Source organism: Streptomyces sp. NPDC008125 (genome assembly GCF_042957125.1).
GTDB lineage: Bacteria > Actinomycetota > Actinomycetes > Streptomycetales > Streptomycetaceae > Streptomyces.
This window is the reverse complement of record NZ_JBIBHR010000012.1, coordinates 25787-43159: the sequence shown is the minus strand read 5'-3', so window position 1 is coordinate 43159 and position 17373 is coordinate 25787. Positions and strand designations below refer to the sequence as shown.

The 17373-nt window shown below is 70.3% G+C and carries 14 protein-coding genes and 1 riboswitch; of the genes, 6 read left to right on the top strand and 8 right to left on the bottom strand.

Features of this window, described 5'->3' with window-relative positions; translation table 11 throughout:
* The first annotated feature begins 83 nt into the window (after positions 1 to 83).
* A complete protein-coding gene (locus ACFZAX_RS21075) occupies positions 84 to 761 on the top strand; it encodes a 1,4-alpha-glucan branching protein (RefSeq protein ID WP_390963365.1) in 678 nt (225 codons plus the stop codon).
* A 62-nt stretch (positions 762 to 823) separates the two neighbouring features.
* Here the strand turns inward: ACFZAX_RS21075 and ACFZAX_RS21070 are convergent, their stop codons facing one another.
* The 7 genes from ACFZAX_RS21070 to ACFZAX_RS21040 form a co-directional block, all read right to left on the bottom strand.
* A complete protein-coding gene (locus ACFZAX_RS21070; protein WP_390963364.1) occupies positions 824 to 1849 on the bottom strand; it encodes a ribonucleotide-diphosphate reductase subunit beta in 1026 nt (341 codons plus the stop codon).
* The gene (locus ACFZAX_RS21065; protein ID WP_390963363.1) at positions 1849 to 4260 is read right to left on the bottom strand and encodes a ribonucleoside-diphosphate reductase subunit alpha; all 2412 of its coding nucleotides are present in this window, start codon (positions 4258 to 4260) and stop codon (positions 1849 to 1851) included. The genes ACFZAX_RS21070 and ACFZAX_RS21065 overlap by 1 nt, the downstream gene beginning before the upstream one ends.
* A gap of 141 nt (positions 4261 to 4401) precedes the next feature.
* A riboswitch (cobalamin riboswitch) is annotated at positions 4402 to 4541 on the bottom strand.
* A 308-nt stretch (positions 4542 to 4849) separates the two neighbouring features.
* Positions 4850 to 5368 carry a GNAT family N-acetyltransferase gene (locus ACFZAX_RS21060; protein ID WP_390963362.1) on the bottom strand — a complete coding sequence of 173 codons (519 nt, stop codon included), beginning with the start codon at positions 5366 to 5368 and terminating at the stop codon, positions 4850 to 4852.
* Positions 5369 to 5424: 56 nt separating this feature from the next.
* The gene (locus ACFZAX_RS21055) at positions 5425 to 6069 is read right to left on the bottom strand and encodes a hypothetical protein (protein ID WP_390963361.1); all 645 of its coding nucleotides are present in this window, start codon (positions 6067 to 6069) and stop codon (positions 5425 to 5427) included.
* A 156-nt stretch (positions 6070 to 6225) separates the two neighbouring features.
* Positions 6226 to 7860, bottom strand: coding sequence for a monocarboxylate uptake permease MctP (gene mctP / locus ACFZAX_RS21050; protein ID WP_390963360.1), 1635 nt, complete (start codon positions 7858 to 7860; stop codon positions 6226 to 6228).
* A complete protein-coding gene (locus tag ACFZAX_RS21045) occupies positions 7857 to 8114 on the bottom strand; it encodes a DUF3311 domain-containing protein (protein ID WP_390963359.1) in 258 nt (85 codons plus the stop codon). Before ACFZAX_RS21045 ends, mctP begins: the two co-directional genes overlap by 4 nt.
* A 258-nt stretch (positions 8115 to 8372) precedes the next feature.
* On the bottom strand, positions 8373 to 9137 hold the full coding sequence (locus ACFZAX_RS21040; RefSeq protein ID WP_390963358.1) for a UTRA domain-containing protein: 765 nt from the start codon (positions 9135 to 9137) through the stop codon (positions 8373 to 8375).
* Positions 9138 to 9483: 346 nt separating this feature from the next.
* On the opposite strand from ACFZAX_RS21040, the gene ACFZAX_RS21035 reads away from it, so the two are divergent.
* The 4 genes from ACFZAX_RS21035 to ACFZAX_RS21020 all read left to right on the top strand — a co-directional run bounded on the left by ACFZAX_RS21035 (position 9484) and on the right by ACFZAX_RS21020 (position 14321).
* A complete protein-coding gene (locus ACFZAX_RS21035; RefSeq protein WP_390963356.1) occupies positions 9484 to 10785 on the top strand; it encodes a sugar ABC transporter substrate-binding protein in 1302 nt (433 codons plus the stop codon).
* A 136-nt stretch (positions 10786 to 10921) separates the two neighbouring features.
* Entirely contained in the window at positions 10922 to 11917 is a 996-nt protein-coding gene (locus tag ACFZAX_RS21030) for an ABC transporter permease subunit (protein ID WP_390963355.1), read from the top strand.
* Positions 11914 to 12771: an ABC transporter permease subunit gene (locus tag ACFZAX_RS21025; RefSeq protein ID WP_390963354.1), complete on the top strand. Its 858-nt coding sequence runs from the start codon at positions 11914 to 11916 to the stop codon at positions 12769 to 12771. Before ACFZAX_RS21030 ends, ACFZAX_RS21025 begins: the two co-directional genes overlap by 4 nt.
* A gap of 8 nt (positions 12772 to 12779) precedes the next feature.
* Positions 12780 to 14321, top strand: a complete 1542-nt coding sequence (locus ACFZAX_RS21020) for a glycoside hydrolase family 3 N-terminal domain-containing protein (RefSeq protein ID WP_390963624.1) — start codon at positions 12780 to 12782, stop codon at positions 14319 to 14321.
* Positions 14322 to 14391: 70 nt separating this feature from the next.
* On the opposite strand, the gene nagB is transcribed toward ACFZAX_RS21020, so the two are convergent.
* Positions 14392 to 15177, bottom strand: a complete 786-nt coding sequence (nagB, locus tag ACFZAX_RS21015) for a glucosamine-6-phosphate deaminase (protein WP_390963623.1) — start codon at positions 15175 to 15177, stop codon at positions 14392 to 14394.
* A 724-nt stretch (positions 15178 to 15901) separates the two neighbouring features.
* On the opposite strand from nagB, the gene ACFZAX_RS21010 reads away from it, so the two are divergent.
* Positions 15902 to 17368 (top strand): histidine kinase N-terminal domain-containing protein, encoded by a 1467-nt coding sequence (locus ACFZAX_RS21010; RefSeq protein ID WP_390963621.1) that lies wholly within the window; start codon positions 15902 to 15904, stop codon positions 17366 to 17368.
* Positions 17369 to 17373 lie beyond the last annotated feature (5 nt).

Below are 17373 nucleotides of genomic sequence, written 5' to 3'. Positions count from 1 at the left end.
GGCACGGGTGATCATGGGGGAGCCCCGGCCGGGCGGGCGGACCCGCGCGGCCCGATCGGACCACCCACGGACGAAGAGAGACCATGGCTTTCATCCACCGCACCACCATGAACCCGGGCAAGCTCGACCTGCTCGCCGCCTGGCTGCCGTCCCAGCCCTGGTACGCGGGTGGCGGCTCCCCCGAACTGGCGAAGGCCGGCGGCTTCCGGCTCGACGACCCGGCGGGCGAGGTGGGCCTCGAGTTCATGGTGGTCACCGATGTCTCGGCGGGCCGCCCGGTGCCGTACCACGTGCCCGTCACCTATCGGGGAGCCCCGCTCGATGGCGCGGGGGCCGCCCTGATCGGCACCAGCGAACACGGGGTGCTGGGCACGCGCTGGGTGTACGACGGGGCCCACGACACCGTGCTGACCGACCGGCTCCTCGCGCTGCTCCACGGCCGCGCCGAACCGCAGGCGCAGAGCGAGTCGGACACCCCCGACCCGACCGTGCACAGCCGGTTCATGGGGGACGACATCCCCGAGGGAGCGGTCGTCGAGGCCGTGCGGAGCGGGATGTACGGCACCGACGTCCTGCTGACGGATCCCGCCGGGCCGGGAAGCTGGACCCTGCGGGTGGTCCGGGCGCTGAGGGGCGACGCGGAGGAGGCCAAGGGCGACGCGGGACCGCTGCACGGCGAGGTCACCGCGCTCTGGGCTCCGCCGGGAGCGGAGCCGGCCCGTGCCCGGTTCGCCGAGGTGCGTCCCTCGACGGAGAGCTGAACACACGGCGGCGGGCACCCCCGTCCGGGAGTGCCCGCCGCCGTGTGCCCGGCCGAGAGCTTTCAGAAGTCGTCGTCGAAGCCGACCGTGCCCTCCACCGCGACCTGGTACGCGGACGGGCGGCGCTCGAAGAAGTTCGTCAGCTCCTGCACGCCCTGGAGCTCCATGAACGAGAACGGGTTCTCGGAGCCGTACAGCGCCGGGAAGCCCAGCCGGGTGAGCCGCTGGTCGGCGACGCACTCCAGGTACTGCCGCATCGACTCGGTGTTCATGCCCGGCAGGCCCTCGCCGCACAGGTCACGGCCGAACTGGAGCTCCGCCTCCACGGCCTCCTTCAGCATGTCGGTGACCTGCTGCTGGAGCTCGTCGTCGAAGAGGTCCGGCTCCTCCTTGCGGACGGTGTCCACGACCTCGAAGGCGAAGTTCATGTGCATCGTCTCGTCCCGGAACACCCAGTTGGTGCCCGTGGCGAGACCGTGCAGCAGACCGCGCGAGCGGAACCAGTAGACGTACGCGAACGCGCCGTAGAAGAACAGCCCCTCGATGCAGGCCGCGAAGCAGATCAGGTTCAGCAGGAACCGGCGCCGGTCGGCCCTGGTCTCCAGCCGCTCGATCTTCTCGACCGAGTCCATCCAGCGGAAGCAGAACTGCGCCTTCTCGCGGATCGACGGGATCTCCTCCACCGCGTCGAACGCGGCGGCACGGTCGTCCGGATCGGGCAGATAGGTGTCGAGCAGCGTCAGGTAGAACTGGACGTGCACGGCCTCCTCGAACAGCTGCCGCGACAGGTACAGCCGCGCCTCGGGGGAGTTGATGTGCTTGTACAGCGTCAGCACGAGGTTGTTGGAGACGATCGAGTCGCCCGTGGCGAAGAACGCCACCAGCCTGCCGATCATGTGCTGCTCGCCCGGCGACAGCTTGGCGAGGTCGGCCACGTCGGAGTGGAGATCGACCTCCTCCACGGTCCAGGTGTTCTTGATCGCGTCCCGGTAGCGCTCGTAGAAGTCCGGGTAGCGCATGGGACGCAGGGTCAGCTCGAAGCCCGGGTCGAGCAGGTTCTTCTCGTTGCCGGGGTCGGTGGTGCTCATTACTGGCAGGCCTCGCAGGACTCGGGGTTTTCGAGGGAGCAGGCGAGGGCCTCCGCGTCGGAGTACGCCTGCTGCACGGGGACGGGTGCGGGGGCGGGGGCGGCGGCCTTCGCGGTGCCGGAGGCGGCGCGGGCGATCCGGGTCGCCGGGCGCGAACGCAGGTAGTACGTCGTCTTCAGCCCCTGCTTCCAGGCGTACGCGTACATCGAGGAGAGCTTCCCGATGGTCGGCGTCTCCAGGAACAGGTTCAGCGACTGGCTCTGGTCGAGGTACGGCGTACGGGCCGCCGCCATGTCGATCAGACCGCGTTGCGGGACCTCCCACGCGGTGCGGTACAGCGCGCGGACGTCCGCAGGGATCCAGCCGAAGCCCTGCACCGAGCCGCTCGCGTCGCGCAGCGCGTCACGGGTGCGCGCGTCCCACACACCGAGCCGCTTCAGCTCGTCCACGAGGTACGCGTTGACCTGGAGGAACTCACCGCTGAGCGTCTCGCGCTTGAAGAGGTTGGACACCTGCGGCTCGATGCACTCGTACACTCCGGCGATCGAGGCGATGGTGGCGGTCGGCGCGATGGCGAGCAGCAGCGAGTTGCGCATCCCGGTCTTCGCGATCCGGGCGCGCAGCGCGTCCCACCGCTCCGGCCAGGCCGGCGCCGTGTCGTAGTGGTCCGGGTGCAGCACCCCGCGCGCGGCACGGGTCTCGCTCCACGCGGGCAGCGGCCCGGACTTCTCGGCGAGGTCGCAGGAGGCCTCGTACGCGGCGAGCATGATCCGCTCCGAGATGCGGGTGGAGAGCTCGCGGGCCTCGGCCGAGTCGAACGGCAGCCGCAGCTGGAAGAAGACGTCCTGGAGGCCCATCGCGCCCAGACCCACCGGCCGCCAGCGGGCGTTGGACCGGCCGGACTGCCCGGTCGGGTAGAAGTTGATGTCGACGACCCGGTCCAGGAAGGTCACGGCCGTGCGCACGGTGGCGTCCAGCCGCTCCCAGTCGATCGTCCCGTCCGCCACGAAGGCGCCCAGGTTGACCGAGCCGAGGTTGCAGACGGCGGTCTCGCCGTCATCGGTGACCTCCAGGATCTCCGTGCAGAGGTTCGAGGAGTGCACGACCCGGCCCGGCTCGGCGGTCTGGTTCGCGGTGCGGTTGGACGCGTCCTTGAACGTCATCCAGCCCTGGCCGGTCTGCGCCAGGGTGCGCATCATCCGGCCGTACAGCTCGCGGGCGGGGATCGTCCGGCGGGCCAGGCCCTTCGCCTCGGCGGCCCGGTAGGCGGTGTCGAAGGCGTCGCCCCACAGGTCGACCAGCTCGGGGACGTCGGCGGGCGAGAAGAGCGACCAGGAGGAGTCGGCGTCGACCCGGCGCATGAACTCGTCCGGGATCCAGTGCGCCAGGTTCAGGTTGTGCGTACGCCGCTGGTCCTCGCCGGTGTTGTCGCGCAGCTCCAGGAACTCCTCGATGTCCGCGTGCCAGGTCTCCAGGTAGACCGCGGCGGCACCCTTGCGCCGGCCGCCCTGGTTGACGGCCGCGACGGAGGCGTCCAGCGTCTTCATGAAGGGCACGATGCCGTTGGAGAGCCCGTTGGTGCCCCGGATCAGCGAACCGCGCGAGCGGACGCGCGAGAACGACAGGCCGATGCCGCCCGCGTGCTTCGAGAGCCGCGCCACCTCGTGGTAGCGGCCGTAGATCGAGTCCAGCTCGTCCAGCGGGGAGTCCAGCAGATAGCAGGAGGACATCTGCGGGTGGCGGGTGCCCGAGTTGAAGAGCGTGGGGGAGGACGGCAGGTAGTCGAGCCGGCTCATCAGCCTGTAGAGCGCCGCGACCTCGTCCACCGCGCGGGCCGAGTCGTCCTCGGCGAGCCCGGCCGCGACCCGCAGCATGAAGTGCTGCGGGACCTCCACCACCTGGCGGGTGAGCGGGTGGCGCAGCAGGTAGCGGCTGTAGAGGGTACGCAGCCCGAAGTAGCCGAACCGGTCGTCGGCACCGTCCGCGAGCGCCTGGTCGACCAACGCGTCCAGCCGCTCGGCGTGCAGCGCCACGAACGCGGCCGTACGGTCCGCGATCAGGCCCTCGCGATGGCCGACGGCGACCGACGCGGCGAACGACACCGCGCCCTCGCCGGCCGCCTCGGCGGCGATGGTACGGGTGAGCAGCCGGGCGGCGAGCCGCGAGTAGGCGGGGTCCTCCGCGATCAGGCCGGCGGCCGACTCGGTGGCCAGGGTCAGCAGTTCGGCCTCGTCGGCGTGCGCGCTGCGGCCCCGCAGCGCGGCGGCGGCGACCTTCCCCGGGTCGGTGTCCGGCAGGTCCGCGGTGAGGGCGGTCAGGGTGCGCAACAGCGCGGCCCCGGGGCCGTCGACGGGCTCGGTCGCTGCGCTGGCTGCGGGCACGGACGCCGGATCGGCGGGCGCGATGGTCACGGTGGTGCTCTCCCTCGCTCGGCTCTGGACCGGCGGGGGGAGGGGAGGGCCGCGGGGCGCGCCACCTGGAGACGGGCAGCACCGCACACGGCGTCCACCGGCCCAACCGCGAGGCCCGGACGTACGGGCGTCCGGTTCGGGTGAGCCGGACGCGCTGTCGGCAGGTAGCCGGACTCGAAGGTGCGCGAAACGCGCGGTTCACACCGTTGCGGGACAGTTCCGGATTCGCACCGGATTCCCCTGCGACGACAGCGAGACGAGCATACATGTGGTGGCCGGGGGGCGAGAACGCCCCACATGTTGTGGCGGTGCGGCGCGGTGTTCCCATGCCGGAGCGGGCGCGGAGGGCGCGCGGGACAAGGGAGAACCCGCTCCTTCCCCGGGGTCCTGGCCACGGTCCGGCCGCCGGGCACGCCGTCGTGGCCCACGACCCGCCAGGCATCTCCCGCAGCACGCTCGGAGTCCCTGGACTTCCCCGGCGGGCACCCCGGCCCGGTCACGCACCCGGCCGGGTCCGCCGCGCTCCCGCGGCACGCGCGCCGGGCCTGACGCGAGGCCCGGGCCGGGGCCCGGGGCCGGCCCACCGGGTTCAGGCGTCCGAGCCCGCTTCCAGGTCCAGTCGATAGGTGAGCAGCGTCAGGTCCGGCACCGGCCGCCAGTCGCGTTCCGGGGTGCGCGCGAAGCCGAGCCGGTGGTAGATCCGGTGCGCCCCGGCCATGGCGGGCTGGGTCGACAGGGCGAGAGCGGTGACGCCCGCGGTGGCGCGGGCCCGCGCCGCGCAGGCCCGTACGAGCGCCTCTCCGGCTCCTCGGCCCCGCCCCGCCCTGCCCACCGCCAGCATGCGGAACTCCGCCTCGTCCGGGGCCGCGACGTCGCACATGGGGCTGCCGGGCGGGGCGTAGGTGACTCCGCCGAGCACCGTGCCGGTGTCGTCCACGGCGACCAGCACCTCCGCCACGGCGGCCCGGCCCGGCACGTCCCGGAGCCTGGCCAGGTAGGGGTCGTCCTCGCCTCCGCCCAACAGCCCGTCCGCGAGGTAAGCCTGGGCCGTGATCTCGCCGAGGAGCTCGTACTCCTCCGGCTCGGCCCTTCTGATCGTCAGGTCCATGACGGTCATTCTGCGCGCCGCCCGGGGCGGCCGGACAGGCCGGTCCGGGAAAGGACTCAACCGCTCGCGCCCACGCCGTTGTTCGGGGCTCCGTCGCCCTCCGGCGGGAGGTCGCCGCGCTGGATCGGCTGCGAGCCGGGGGCCTGGCCGAGGGACGGGAGGATTCTGTCGAGCTCGGCGTCGTCCGCACGGTGGGCCGCTTCGGCCGCCTCGCGCAGGGTGGCGCGGTCCACGGCGGTGAGTTCGGCGCTGACCGTCACGGAGACGTCCCCCTCGGTGCGGGCGTACGCGTGGCCGAGGGCGGTCGCGCGGTACCAGCCCTCGCCCTCGCGTTCGCAGACGGTGTAGTCGGGCGAGCCGTCGGCCGGCTCCTGCTCCCCGCAGTCGGCGGGGGAGTAGTCGGCGCGCTCCACGCCGAGTTGGATCACGTGGCCGTTCCTGTCCGTGTAGGAGCTGCCGAAGCCGTCGTCGCCGAGCACGCCCACCGACTGCGTCGCCAGGGTGTAGCCGGTCACCTCGGTGACGTACACGTGGTCGGCCCGGGTCTGGAGGGCCGTCGCCCTCGCCTCCAGTTCGGCGTGTTCGGGTACGTCCGCGGCGGGGGACGCGCCGCCCGCGCCGACGTGCTCGGTGCCGCAGCCGGTGAGGGTGAGGACCAGCAGAGCGGGCCACAGGCCGCGCAGCCGGGTGCGAGATGTCATGAGCACATCCTTCCGTACGGGGCCGGCGGTCCGGTCGCGGGGCGGGTACGCCACCGGGCCGCCGCCCCTCCCACGGAGGGAGGACGCGACGGCCCGGTGGACGGTTCGCCGAAGCGGGTCACCGCCGTGCGATGGTCCGGCACGGCAGCGACCGCGTCAGTGGCCGCCCGGCGCCCCCACGACGGCCGGCGGCAGCTCCGCCTGCACGCCCTTGTCGCCGACGTCCGCGGTGTAGTCCTCCGGCGAGGTCTCGTCGATGCCCGCCGGGGCCTTGAGCGCGTTGAGGACGAAGGTCACCACGACCACCACCACGACGTTCAGCACGAACGCGGTGAGGCCGATGTAGCCGATCTCGCCGATGCCCGGGATCTCCTTCGAAGAGCCGCCGAAGTGCTTCTGGGTCGGGGAGGCCACACCGTACGCGGCGAGGGTGCCGTACAGCATGCCGACCGCCCAGCCCGCGATGAGCGCCCAGCGGTGGAACCACCGGGTGAAGAGGCCACCGACCAGCGACGGCATCGTCTGGAGGATCCAGATCCCGCCCAGCAGCTGGAAGTTGATGGCCACCGTCTTGTCCATGGTGAGCACGAAGACCAGTGCGCCGACCTTCACCAGGAGCGAGACCAGCTTGGAGACCTTGGTCTCCTGCGCGGGCGTCGCGTCCGGTTTCAGGAACTCCTTGTAGATGTTCCGGGTGAAGAGGTTCGCGGCGGCGATGGACATGATGGCCGCGGGCACCAGTGCGCCGATCCCGATGGCGGCGAAGGCCACTCCGGCGAACCAGTCCGGGAACATGTTCTCGAAGAGCTGCGGGATGGCCAGCTGCCCGTTGCTCACCTTGACCCCGGCCGCGATGGCCATGAAGCCGAGCAGGGCCAGCAGCCCGAGCATCAGCGAGTACAGCGGCAGGATGGTGGTGTTGCGGCGGATCACCTCACGGCTGCGGCTGGAGAGCGTCGCCGTGATCGAGTGCGGGTACATGAAGAGCGCCAGCGCCGAGCCCAACGCCAGCGTGGCGTAACCCCATTGGCCGTTCACCCCGGGTACCACCCCGGCCACCGGCTTGCCCGCCGCCTCGTTGGCCGCGGAGAACTTCGCGCCCGCCCCGGCGAAGATGTCGTCGAAGCCGCCCAGCTTGATCGGGATGTAGATGATCGCCACCGCGATGACCAGGTAGATCAGCCCGTCCTTGACGAACGCGATCAGCGCGGGCGCGCGCAGGCCCGAGGAGTAGGTGTACGCGGCGAGTACCGCGAACGCGATCAGCAGCGGGAGGTCCTTGACGAACCAGTTGGTGTCCTCGCCGCCGCCGACTCCCATGACGTCCAGCACGGCCTGGATGCCGACGAGCTGAAGGGCGATGTAGGGCATCGTGGCGAGGATGCCGGTGAGCGCGACCGCCAGCGACAGGCCCTTCGAGCCGAAGCGGCCCCGGACGAAGTCGGATGTGGTGACGTACCCGTGCTTGTGCGACACGGACCAGAGCCGCGGCAGGAAGGTGAAGATCAGCGGGTACACCAGGATCGTGTACGGAACGGCGAAGAAGCCCGAGGCCCCCGCGCCGTAGATCGCCGCCGGGACGGCGACGAAGGTGTACGCGGTGTACAGGTCGCCGCCGAGCAGGAACCAGGTCACCCAGGTGCCGAACGACCGGCCGCCCAGGCCCCATTCGTCCAGGCTCAGCTCGTTGTCGGCACGGCGCCAGCGGGCGGCCATGAAGCCGACCACGGTGACCGCCAGGAAGAAGAAGATGAAGACGCCGAGGGCGACTCCGTTCACGCCGTCCTTCATGCGGAGACACCTCCCTTGCGGGAGCGCTGGTCACGCTTCCACAGCGTGTACGCGAGCATGGTCAGACCGGTCGAGACGACCACCCAGAGCATTTGGTACCAGTAGAAGAACGGGATACCGATGAAGGTCGGGTCGACCTTGGCGTACGAACCGACCCAGAGCAGCGCCACGAACGGGGCTGCCAGACATATCGCGATGACCACCCGCGCCGGTGTCACCGTCGGGGGTGGGGTGGGTTCTGGCACTTCTGGCATGGAGTGACTCCGTTCCTCGCTGGCCACCGGTGGGTCCGGCCGGTGCCCCGGCCGGGCGCACCGGCCGTATGACTTCCCGGCGACGGGACTGTTTCCGTCAACGGCACGGAGAGAAAGCGGATGTGGTTCATGCTTGGCTGGAAATGATCGCCATATTTTTTTCGCGACGCCATACGCGGGCGATGTGGGCGCGATGGGCGGTACGAGAAGTGCGTGCGGTATGAATCGGTACGGGCGGCCGAGCGCGGCCGGATCCGATCAGTCGAGCGGTCGCTTGAGCCGGGCCACGAACTTGTACCGGTCGCCCCGGTAGACCGAGCGCACCCACTCCACCGGCTCGCCCCGCCCGTCGAGGGAGTGCCGGGAGAGCATGAGCATGGGCAGGCCCACGTCGGTGCCGAGCAGCCCGGCCTCGCGCGGGGTGGCGAGCGAGGTCTCGATCGTCTCCTCGGCCTCCGCGAGCCGGACGTCGTACACCTCCGCCAGCGCGGTGTAGAGCGAGGTGTACTTCACGAGTGAACGGCGCAGCGCGGGAAAGCGTTTGGCCGAGAGGTGTGTGGTCTCGATGGCCATCGGCTCTCCGCTGGCGAGCCGCAGCCGCTCGATGCGCAGCACCCGCCCGCCGGCCGTGATGTCCAGCAGTCCGGCCAGCGCCTGGTCCGCGGTCACGTAGCCGATGTCCAGCAGCTGGGACGTGGGTTCGAGGCCCTGTGCCCGCATGTCCTCGGTGTACGAGGTCAGTTGGAGCGCCTGGGAGACCTTCGGCTTGGCGACGAAGGTGCCCTTGCCCTGGATGCGTTCGAGCCGGCCCTCGACGACCAGCTCCTGGAGCGCCTGGCGCACCGTGGTGCGGGAGGTGTCGAACTCGGCCGCGAGGGTGCGCTCCGGGGGTACCGGTGTGCCGGGCGGCATGGTGTCCGTCATGTCGAGGAGGTGGCGCTTGAGCCGGTAGTACTTCGGTACGCGCGCGGTGCGCGCCCCCGCCCCCGCACCGCCCGCTGGGCTGCCCTCGCCGGCGCTCATGATCGCTCTCCCCGATTGCTGTGCTGCCGTCACCGGCTCCTCCGTACTTCGCGGCTCACATGGTGGCACGGCCCGGCCGAGGGGGCGTCGACCTCCCCTTCGGACCGTGTCGTCGGCCCGCCGTCCCATGGGCGATCCAGGTGTGGGCGCTTTCGATCAAAAGCCCCTAGGTGTCGGTCCTATAACGGACGCGAGTGCACTTCTTATACACCCTTGACACCCCTAAAGGTCTAGGCCAAGCTCCCGTTGCTGGTCTAAACCATTTAAGACCAGGTCCAGCCCCAGCAGTACTCGTCGAATGTCTTCGCGGTGGGCGGGGTTGCAGCATCCCTGAGGAGGGTTTGACGTGAAGCGCAAGCTCATCGCGGCCATTGGTGTCGCGGGCATGATGATCTCGATCGCGGCATGTGGCTCGGACGACGACAAGGCGTCGTCGCAGGACCCCAAGGACCGTAAGGAAACCCTCACCGTCTGGCTGATGTCGGACGCCCAGAGCACCTGGCCCGAGCTGGTCGCCGACGTCAACAAGCAGTTCGCGGCCAAGTACCCGAACGTCAAGGTCAATGTCCAGTACCAGACCTGGGCGGACAAGACCAAGAAGCTCGACGCCGCGCTGGCCGGTGACAAGTTCCCGGACGTGGTCGAGCTCGGCAACACCGAGACCATGACGTACATCCTCAACGGGGCGCTCGGCGAGATCGACCCGAAGAAGTACGAGAACTCGGACACCTGGATCAAGGGCCTGAAGGACACCTGCGCCTTCGAGGGCAAGCAGTACTGCGTGCCCTACTACGCCGGTGCCCGCGTGGCGATCTACAACAAGGACATGTTCAAGGCCGGGACCGGCTCGGACGTCCTGCCCGCCACCCAGGACGAGCTGACCGCCGCGCTCGACAAGGTCGGCGCGAAGTACGGCAAGGACAAGGCGTTCTCGCCGCTCTACCTGCCGGGCCGTTACTGGTACGCCGCGATGTCCTACGTCGCCGCCGAGGGCGGTCAGATCGCCAAGTACGACGAGGGCAGCAAGGAGTGGAAGGCCACCCTTTCCACCCCGGAGGCCCAGAAGGGCATCCAGGACTTCGTCGACCTGGTCAACAAGTACAACCACGGCGACAAGACCAAGGACGAGGCGGACCACGCCAACGTCATGGCCAACGAGAAGACCGCCCTCCTCTACGGCAACGGCTGGGAGGCCGGCAGCGTCACCGACTCCGCCGCCAACGGCAACCCGAAGCTGAAGGACAAGATCGGCACCGCGGGCATGCCCGGCCCGAACGGCAAGGCCCTGCCCTCCTTCATCGGCGGATCCGACCTCGCCACCATCTCCAAGTCCAAGATCCAGGACCTCGGCGAGGAGTGGATCTCGCTCTTCACCAGCGAGAAGTCCGAAGAGGTCCTGGCCTCGAAGAACATCCTTCCCAACAACACCAAGCAGCTTGAGCCCCTGAAGGCCAAGCCCGAGACCGCGGCCATCGCCAACGCCGTTCCGGACGCCTGGTTCACTCCGATCGCCCCCGGCTGGACCGCGGTCGAGAAGAAGGAAACCCTCGAGATCATGCTGCTCGACATCATCAAGGGCAAGTCGGTCGCCGATGCCACCAAGGCGGCCGACGAGGAGATCGACTCCCTGATCAACAAGGAGTCCTGAGCCCCGGCTCATGAAGCGGCGGCGGTGAGCCTTCCTCACCGCCCCCGCCCGATCGTCCGCGGGGGTGGTGGCTTCTGAAGAAGGAGGCCACCATTCCCGTTGCTCCGGTATCTGGTCCGAACGGAAGGCCCGCACAGTGAGTGCCGCCGACATGAAAGCAGCCGACCCGCCGGTGTCCGTCCCGCGGGCCCCCGAGGGCGCGAAACCCCAGCCCTCGAAGAGCGTGACCCGTAAACCGCGGAAGGCCGGCGCTCTGCTGCCGTACCTCCTGATAGCCCCGGCGTTCATCGCCATCGCCGCCGTCTTCGTCTGGCCCTTCATCAAGACGGTCATCATGTCCTTCCAGGACGTGGGCCGCCGTGAACTGTGGTCCGGATCGGCCGCCCCCTGGGTGGGATTCGACCAGTTCACCAGCATCCTGGGCGACGGCGAGTTCTGGGACGTCGTCTGGCGGACCATCATCTTCATGGTCGTCTGCGTCGCCGTCACCATGGCCGGCGGCCTCGGACTCTCCATGATCATGCAGCGTATGTCGACCTGGGTGCGCCTGCTGCTGACCGCGGCACTGGTCGCCGCCTGGTCCATGCCGCTGCTGGTCGCCACCTCGATCTTCCGCTGGTTCGCCGACTCCGACTACGGCGTCCTCAACATGGTGCTGACCAAGTACCTCGGGATCGACGCGCAGGGCCACAACTGGTTCATCGACCCCAAGCAGGGCTTCGTCATCATCGGTGCGGTCGTCGTCTGGGGAGCCATCCCCTTCGTCTCCGTCACGCTCTACGCGGCGCTCACCCAGGTCCCCAAGGAACTGGAGGAGGCGGCCTCGCTCGACGGCGCCACCGTGGCCGGCATCTTCCGTTACGTCACCTGGCCCGTCATCAAGCCGGTCTTCCAGATGGTCGCCACGCTCTCCGTGCTCTGGGACTTCAACGTCTTCGGCCAGATCTTCCTGATGCGCGGCAACAAGCCCGAGCCCGAGTACTCCGTCCTCGGCATCTACTCGTTCGAGAAGGCCTTCGAGTCCAACTCGTTCAGCCAGGGCGCGGCGATCTCGCTCATCACGGTCCTGCTGCTGTCCGGCGTCGCCGTGTACTACCTGCGCCAGCTGCTCAAGATCGGAGAGGTCGAGTGAGCACCTCCACCCCCCAGGTTTACCGCCCGGACCGCAAGAAGAACCGTCTCCTCTACAACGTCCTGGGCCTGATCGCCTTCGTCCTGATGGCCTTCCCGGTCTACTGGCTGGTCATCAGCTCGCTGCGCCCCAACGCGGAGATCCGCAGCTACGACCAGACGCTGTGGCCGACGTCGATCACCTTCGACAACTTCTCCCGCGCCATCGACCAGCCGAACTTCGGCACGGCGATCGAGTCCAGCCTCATCGTCTGCGGCGTCGCCGTCCTCGTCGGCATGCTCCTCGCCACGATCGCCGCCTTCGCCATCGGCCGCTTCCAGTTCCGCGGGCGCAAGTTCTTCATGATCGTGCTGCTCGTCGTGCAGCTGCTGCCTCCGACGGCGATGCTCATCCCCATCTACATCCAGCTGAACGACCTCGGCGGGCTGAACGAGTACTGGGGCGTCATCGTCATCTACCTCGTCTCCACCCTGCCCTTCGCCACCTGGATGATCCGCGGCTTCGTGATCAACATCCCCCAGGAACTGGAGGAGTCCGCGATGGTGGACGGCTGCAGCCGGATGGGCGCCTTCTGGCGGATCACCTTCCCGCTGCTCGCCCCCGGGCTGGCCGCCGCGGCGATCTTCTCGCTGATCACCGCATGGAACGAGTACCTCCTCGCCTACGTCGTCCTCCAGGACAACGACAAGTACACCCTCAACGTGTGGCTGATGAACTTCACCACCTCCCGCGGCATCGACTACGGCGCGCTGATGGCCGCCTCGACGATGATCGCGATCCCGGTGGTGGCCTTCTTCCTCCTGGTCCAGAAGTACATGGCCACGGGGCTCACCTCCGGCGCAGTGAAGGGATGACGACGCAGATGACCACGCTCGTCTCCACCAACGACACCCTCACCCGCGACGCGCTCGCCGTCCTCCAGCCCGGCTTCACCGGCACCACCGCGCCGGACTGGCTGCTGCGCCGCGTCGGCGAAGGACTCACCGCCGTCGGCCTGTTCGGCCGCAACATCGTCAACCCCGAGCAGCTCGCGGCACTCACCGCCCAGCTGCGCGCCGAGCGCGACGACGTGCTGGTCGCCATCGACGAGGAGGGCGGCGACGTCACCCGCCTGGAGGTGCGCGACGGTTCGTCCTTCCCCGGCAACCACGCCCTCGGCTCGGTGGACGACACCGCGCTGACCCGGGCGGTCGCCCACGAGCTGGGCCGCCGGCTCATCGAGTGCGGCGTCAACCTCAACTGGGCGCCCTCCGGCGACGTCAACTCCAACCCGGCCAACCCGGTCATCGGCGTACGCTCCTTCGGCGCCGACCCCGCCCTGGTGGCCCGTCACACGGCCGCGTACGTCGAGGGCATCCAGGCCGCCGGAGTCGCCGCCTGCACCAAGCACTTCCCCGGCCACGGCGACACCGCCGTCGACTCGCACCACGCGCTGCCCCGGATCGACGTCGACCTGGAGACCCTGCACGCGCGCGAACTGGTGCCCTTCAAGGCCGCCATCGCCGCCGGGTCGAAGTCGGTGATGAGCGCGCACATCCTGCTCCCCGCGCTCGACCCGGACCGCCCCGCGACGCTCAGCCCGCAGATCCTCACCGGTCTGCTCCGGGGCGAACTCGGGTACGAGGGACTCATCGTCACCGACGCGGTGGAGATGCAGGCCATCGCGGCGACGTACGGGATCGAGCGCGGCTCGGTCCTCGCGATCGCGGCCGGCGCCGACGCCCTGTGCGTCGGCGGCGGGCTGGAGGACGACGCCACGGTGGAGCGGCTGCGCGACGCGCTGGTCGCCGCGGTGCGCGGCGGGGAGCTGGCCGAGGAGCGGCTCGCCGACGCCGCCGCACGAGTACGGGCACTCGCGTCCTGGACGCGCGGTGCGAGGGGGGCGGTCCCGGCGCCGGGCGCGGCAGTGCAGGAGGGGACCGCGCCCGGCACCGCGACCGGACGGCCCGACGGGTACGACGCGAACGTCGGCCTCGTCGCGGCCCGCCGGGCGGTCCGCGTGACCGGCGACGGGCCCCGGCTCGGCGCCCCGGTCCACGTCGCCGCCTTCACCCCGGTGGCCAACATCGCCGTCGGCGGCGAGACCCCGTGGGGCGTGGCCGCCGAGCTGACCCGTCTGCTGCCGGGCACCACCGCCGCGACCTACCGGCGCGACGACGCGGACCCGGTGGCCGAGGTGCTGCGGGCCGCGGAGGAACGCCGGGTCGTCGCGGTCGTACGCGACGCCCACCGCCACCCCTGGATGGCGGCGGCGGTCGACGCGCTGCTCGCGGCGCGCCCCGACACGGTGGTCGTGGAGATGGGCCTGCCGTACTCCGCGCCGAGGGGCGGGCTGTACGTGGAGACGCACGGCGCCGCCCGCGTCTGCGGCATCGCCGCGGCGGAGGCCCTCACCGGGGCGTGACGGCGCGCATCGCGTGAAGAGGGGCCGGTCACCAGGTGACCGGCCCCTCTTCGGCGTGTTCCCGCCGGTCCTACATCCCCTGCCAGGAGGGCTTGGAGGCGAAGGTGTGCCGGAAGTAGTCGGCCAGCTTCAGCTTGGAAGCGGCGGCCTCGTCCACCACGACCGTGGCGTGCGGGTGGAGTTGGAGCGCCGAGGCGGGCACCACCGAGGCGACCGGCCCCTCCACGGTCTGGGCGACCGCGTCCGCCTTGCCCTCGCCGGTGGCCAGCAGGATCGCGTGACGCGACTCCAGGATGGTGCCGATGCCCTGGGTGATGACGTGGTGCGGCACCTGGTCGATGTCGTCGTCGAAGAAACGGGCGTTGTCCACCCGCGTCTGCTCGGTCAGCGTCTTGATCCGGGTGCGCGAGGCGAGCGAGGAGCAGGGCTCGTTGAACCCGATGTGCCCGTCCGTGCCGATGCCGAGCAGTTGGAGGTCGACGCCGCCGGCTTCGGTCAGCGCCCGGTCGTACGCCTCGCACGCGGCCTGCACGTCCTCGGCCGAGCCGTCCGGGCCCATGAAGGAGGACTCGGTCAGGCCGAGCGGCTCCACGACCTCGCGCAGCACGACCGAACGGTAGGACTCCGGGTGTCCGGCGGGGAGCCCGACGTACTCGTCCAGCTGGCAGATCCGGGCGCGGGAGGCGTCCACCGCGCCCGAGCGCACCTTTTCGGCCAGCGACCAGTAGATCGGAAGCGGGGTCGAGCCGGTGGCGACGCCGAGCAGGGCGTAGGGCTTGCGGCTCAGCAGCGCGCCCATGGCCTCCGCGATGAGCTCGCCGCCTGCCGCTGCGTCCGGGACGATGACAACTTCCACGCTGTGCCTGCCGATCTGATCAGTGACGACGTATGTGGTATAGACCAATCCGGTCCAAATTTAACAGAGTTCGGCGCCTCTGGAACAGGTGCGTTCCGCTTTTGATCACCGTCCGGGGTTCCGGTTGCGGGACACTGTGCGGCCAGGTGTGGCTTGTGTCAATTGTCCGCAGATGTTCAGGGCGCGCGACCCGGACGGAAGGCCCCTGGAGGCAGGGGTGGGCGGGGGAGTCGGCCGGGTTCCGGTGCGGGCACCGAGGGGGACGGGCGCGGCGTCCTGCGGGGGGATCCGGGTCGCGGGCCCCCGGGGTCCGCGGTGTGCCCGCGGCGGGCGCGGAGCGCCGTGCGCCGACCCGCGGGCCGCGGCACCGGGAGGGACCCTCGGCCCGCCCGGCACCGCAGCCCGGAGCTGCTCGGCCGGCGGTGTGCGGTGCCTCCGGCCGTACGAGGCACGGGCGCGATCAGGGCAGAGAGCGCGGGTGCCTCGGTCCGTCCTCCTGTGCGGGGAGGGCGGAGGTTCTTGTCTCCGTATTGTGGACTAGACCATTTGTCGGTGTCCATGCGTCTGCGGTATCGATTCTGCGGGCGCGGTACCGATTCTCGCGGCGCGGAGCCCTTCTGTACACGGGGCGCCCTCTCCCCGCCGCGCTCTCCGCCGCCGAGGAGGGCGGCGCTCGGTTCGGAACCTCTCGGTATCCACGGGTACGCTCGCACATGTGCCCTCCATGAACGACCTCGTCCGCCAGCACACAGCCCTGAGCGACACCGATCTCGAATGGCTCCACCTGCTGGTCTCGGAGTGGCAGCTGCTCTCCGACCTGTCCTTCGCCGACCTCGTCCTCTGGGTCCCCACCCGGGACGGGACGCGGTACGTCTCCGTCGCGCAGATGCGCCCCAACACCGGCCCGACCTCCTACCAGGACGACATGGTCGGCCACCTGGTGCCGCGCGGCCGCCGTCCCCTGCTGGACGCCGCTCTCGACGAGGGCCGGATCGTGCGCGAGGGCGACCCGGAGTGGCGTGAGGAGGTGCCGGTACGGGTCGAGTCCATCCCGGTCCGCCGCGAGGGCCGGGTCCTCGGCGTCATCGCGCGCAACACCAACCTGCTGACCGTGCGGACTCCTTCCCGACTGGAGCTCACCTACCTCCAGTCCGCCGCCGACCTCGCCCAGATGATCGCCACCGGGGCCTTCCCCTTCCCCGGCCAGCAGGTCGACATGGACGCCTCCCCGCGCGTCGGCGACGGTCTCATCCGGCTCGACGCCGACGGGATCGTCCAGTACGCCAGCCCCAACGGCCTCTCCGCCTACCACCGCCTCGGCCTCGCCTCCGACATCGTCGGCCTCCACCTCGGCCAGACCACCGCCGAACTCGCCCCCTCCAGGGGGCCGGTGGACGAAGCCCTGGCCAAGGTCGCGAGCGGTTACGCGCCCCGCGAGTTCGAGGTGGAGTGCACGAGCGGCGTCATCCAGTTCCGGGCGATCCCGCTCAAGCCCAAGGGCGTCCGGATCGGCTCGCTGGTGCTGCTCCGGGACGTCACGGAACTGCGCCGCCGCGAGCGCGAGTTGATAACCAAGGACGCGACCATCCGGGAGATCCACCACCGGGTCAAGAACAACCTCCAGACGGTGGCCGCCCTGCTGCGCCTGCAGGCCCGCCGGATGGACTCCGTACGGGGGCGCGAGGCGCTCAACGAGGCGGTGCGGCGCGTGGGTTCGATCGCCATCGTCCATGAGACGCTGTCCCAGAATCTGGACGAGCGCGTCGAGTTCGACGAGATCGCCGACCGGGTCATCTCCATGGTCGCCGAGATCTCGCCCGGCAAGGTCACCTGCCGGCGCACCGGACGCTTCGGCATCCTCGACGCCGACGTGGCCACTCCGCTCTCGATGGTGCTGACCGAAGTCCTGCAGAACGCACTGGAACACGCGTTCAAGGAAGGGGACAGCGGCACGGTCGAGGTCTCCGCGGTGCGGGGCGGGTCCTCCCAGGAGGGCCGGCTGCTCATCACCGTGCAGGACGACGGCTGTGGCCTCCCCGAAGGCTTCGACCCGAGGAAGGCCGGGAACCTCGGCCTCCAGATCGTACGGACCCTGGTCGAGGGCGAACTGGGCGGCACCTTCGACATGGTGCCCGCGCCGGAGCGCGGCACCCAGGTGCTGCTCGACCTCCCGGTCAGCGCGGACCGGTAGGGGCG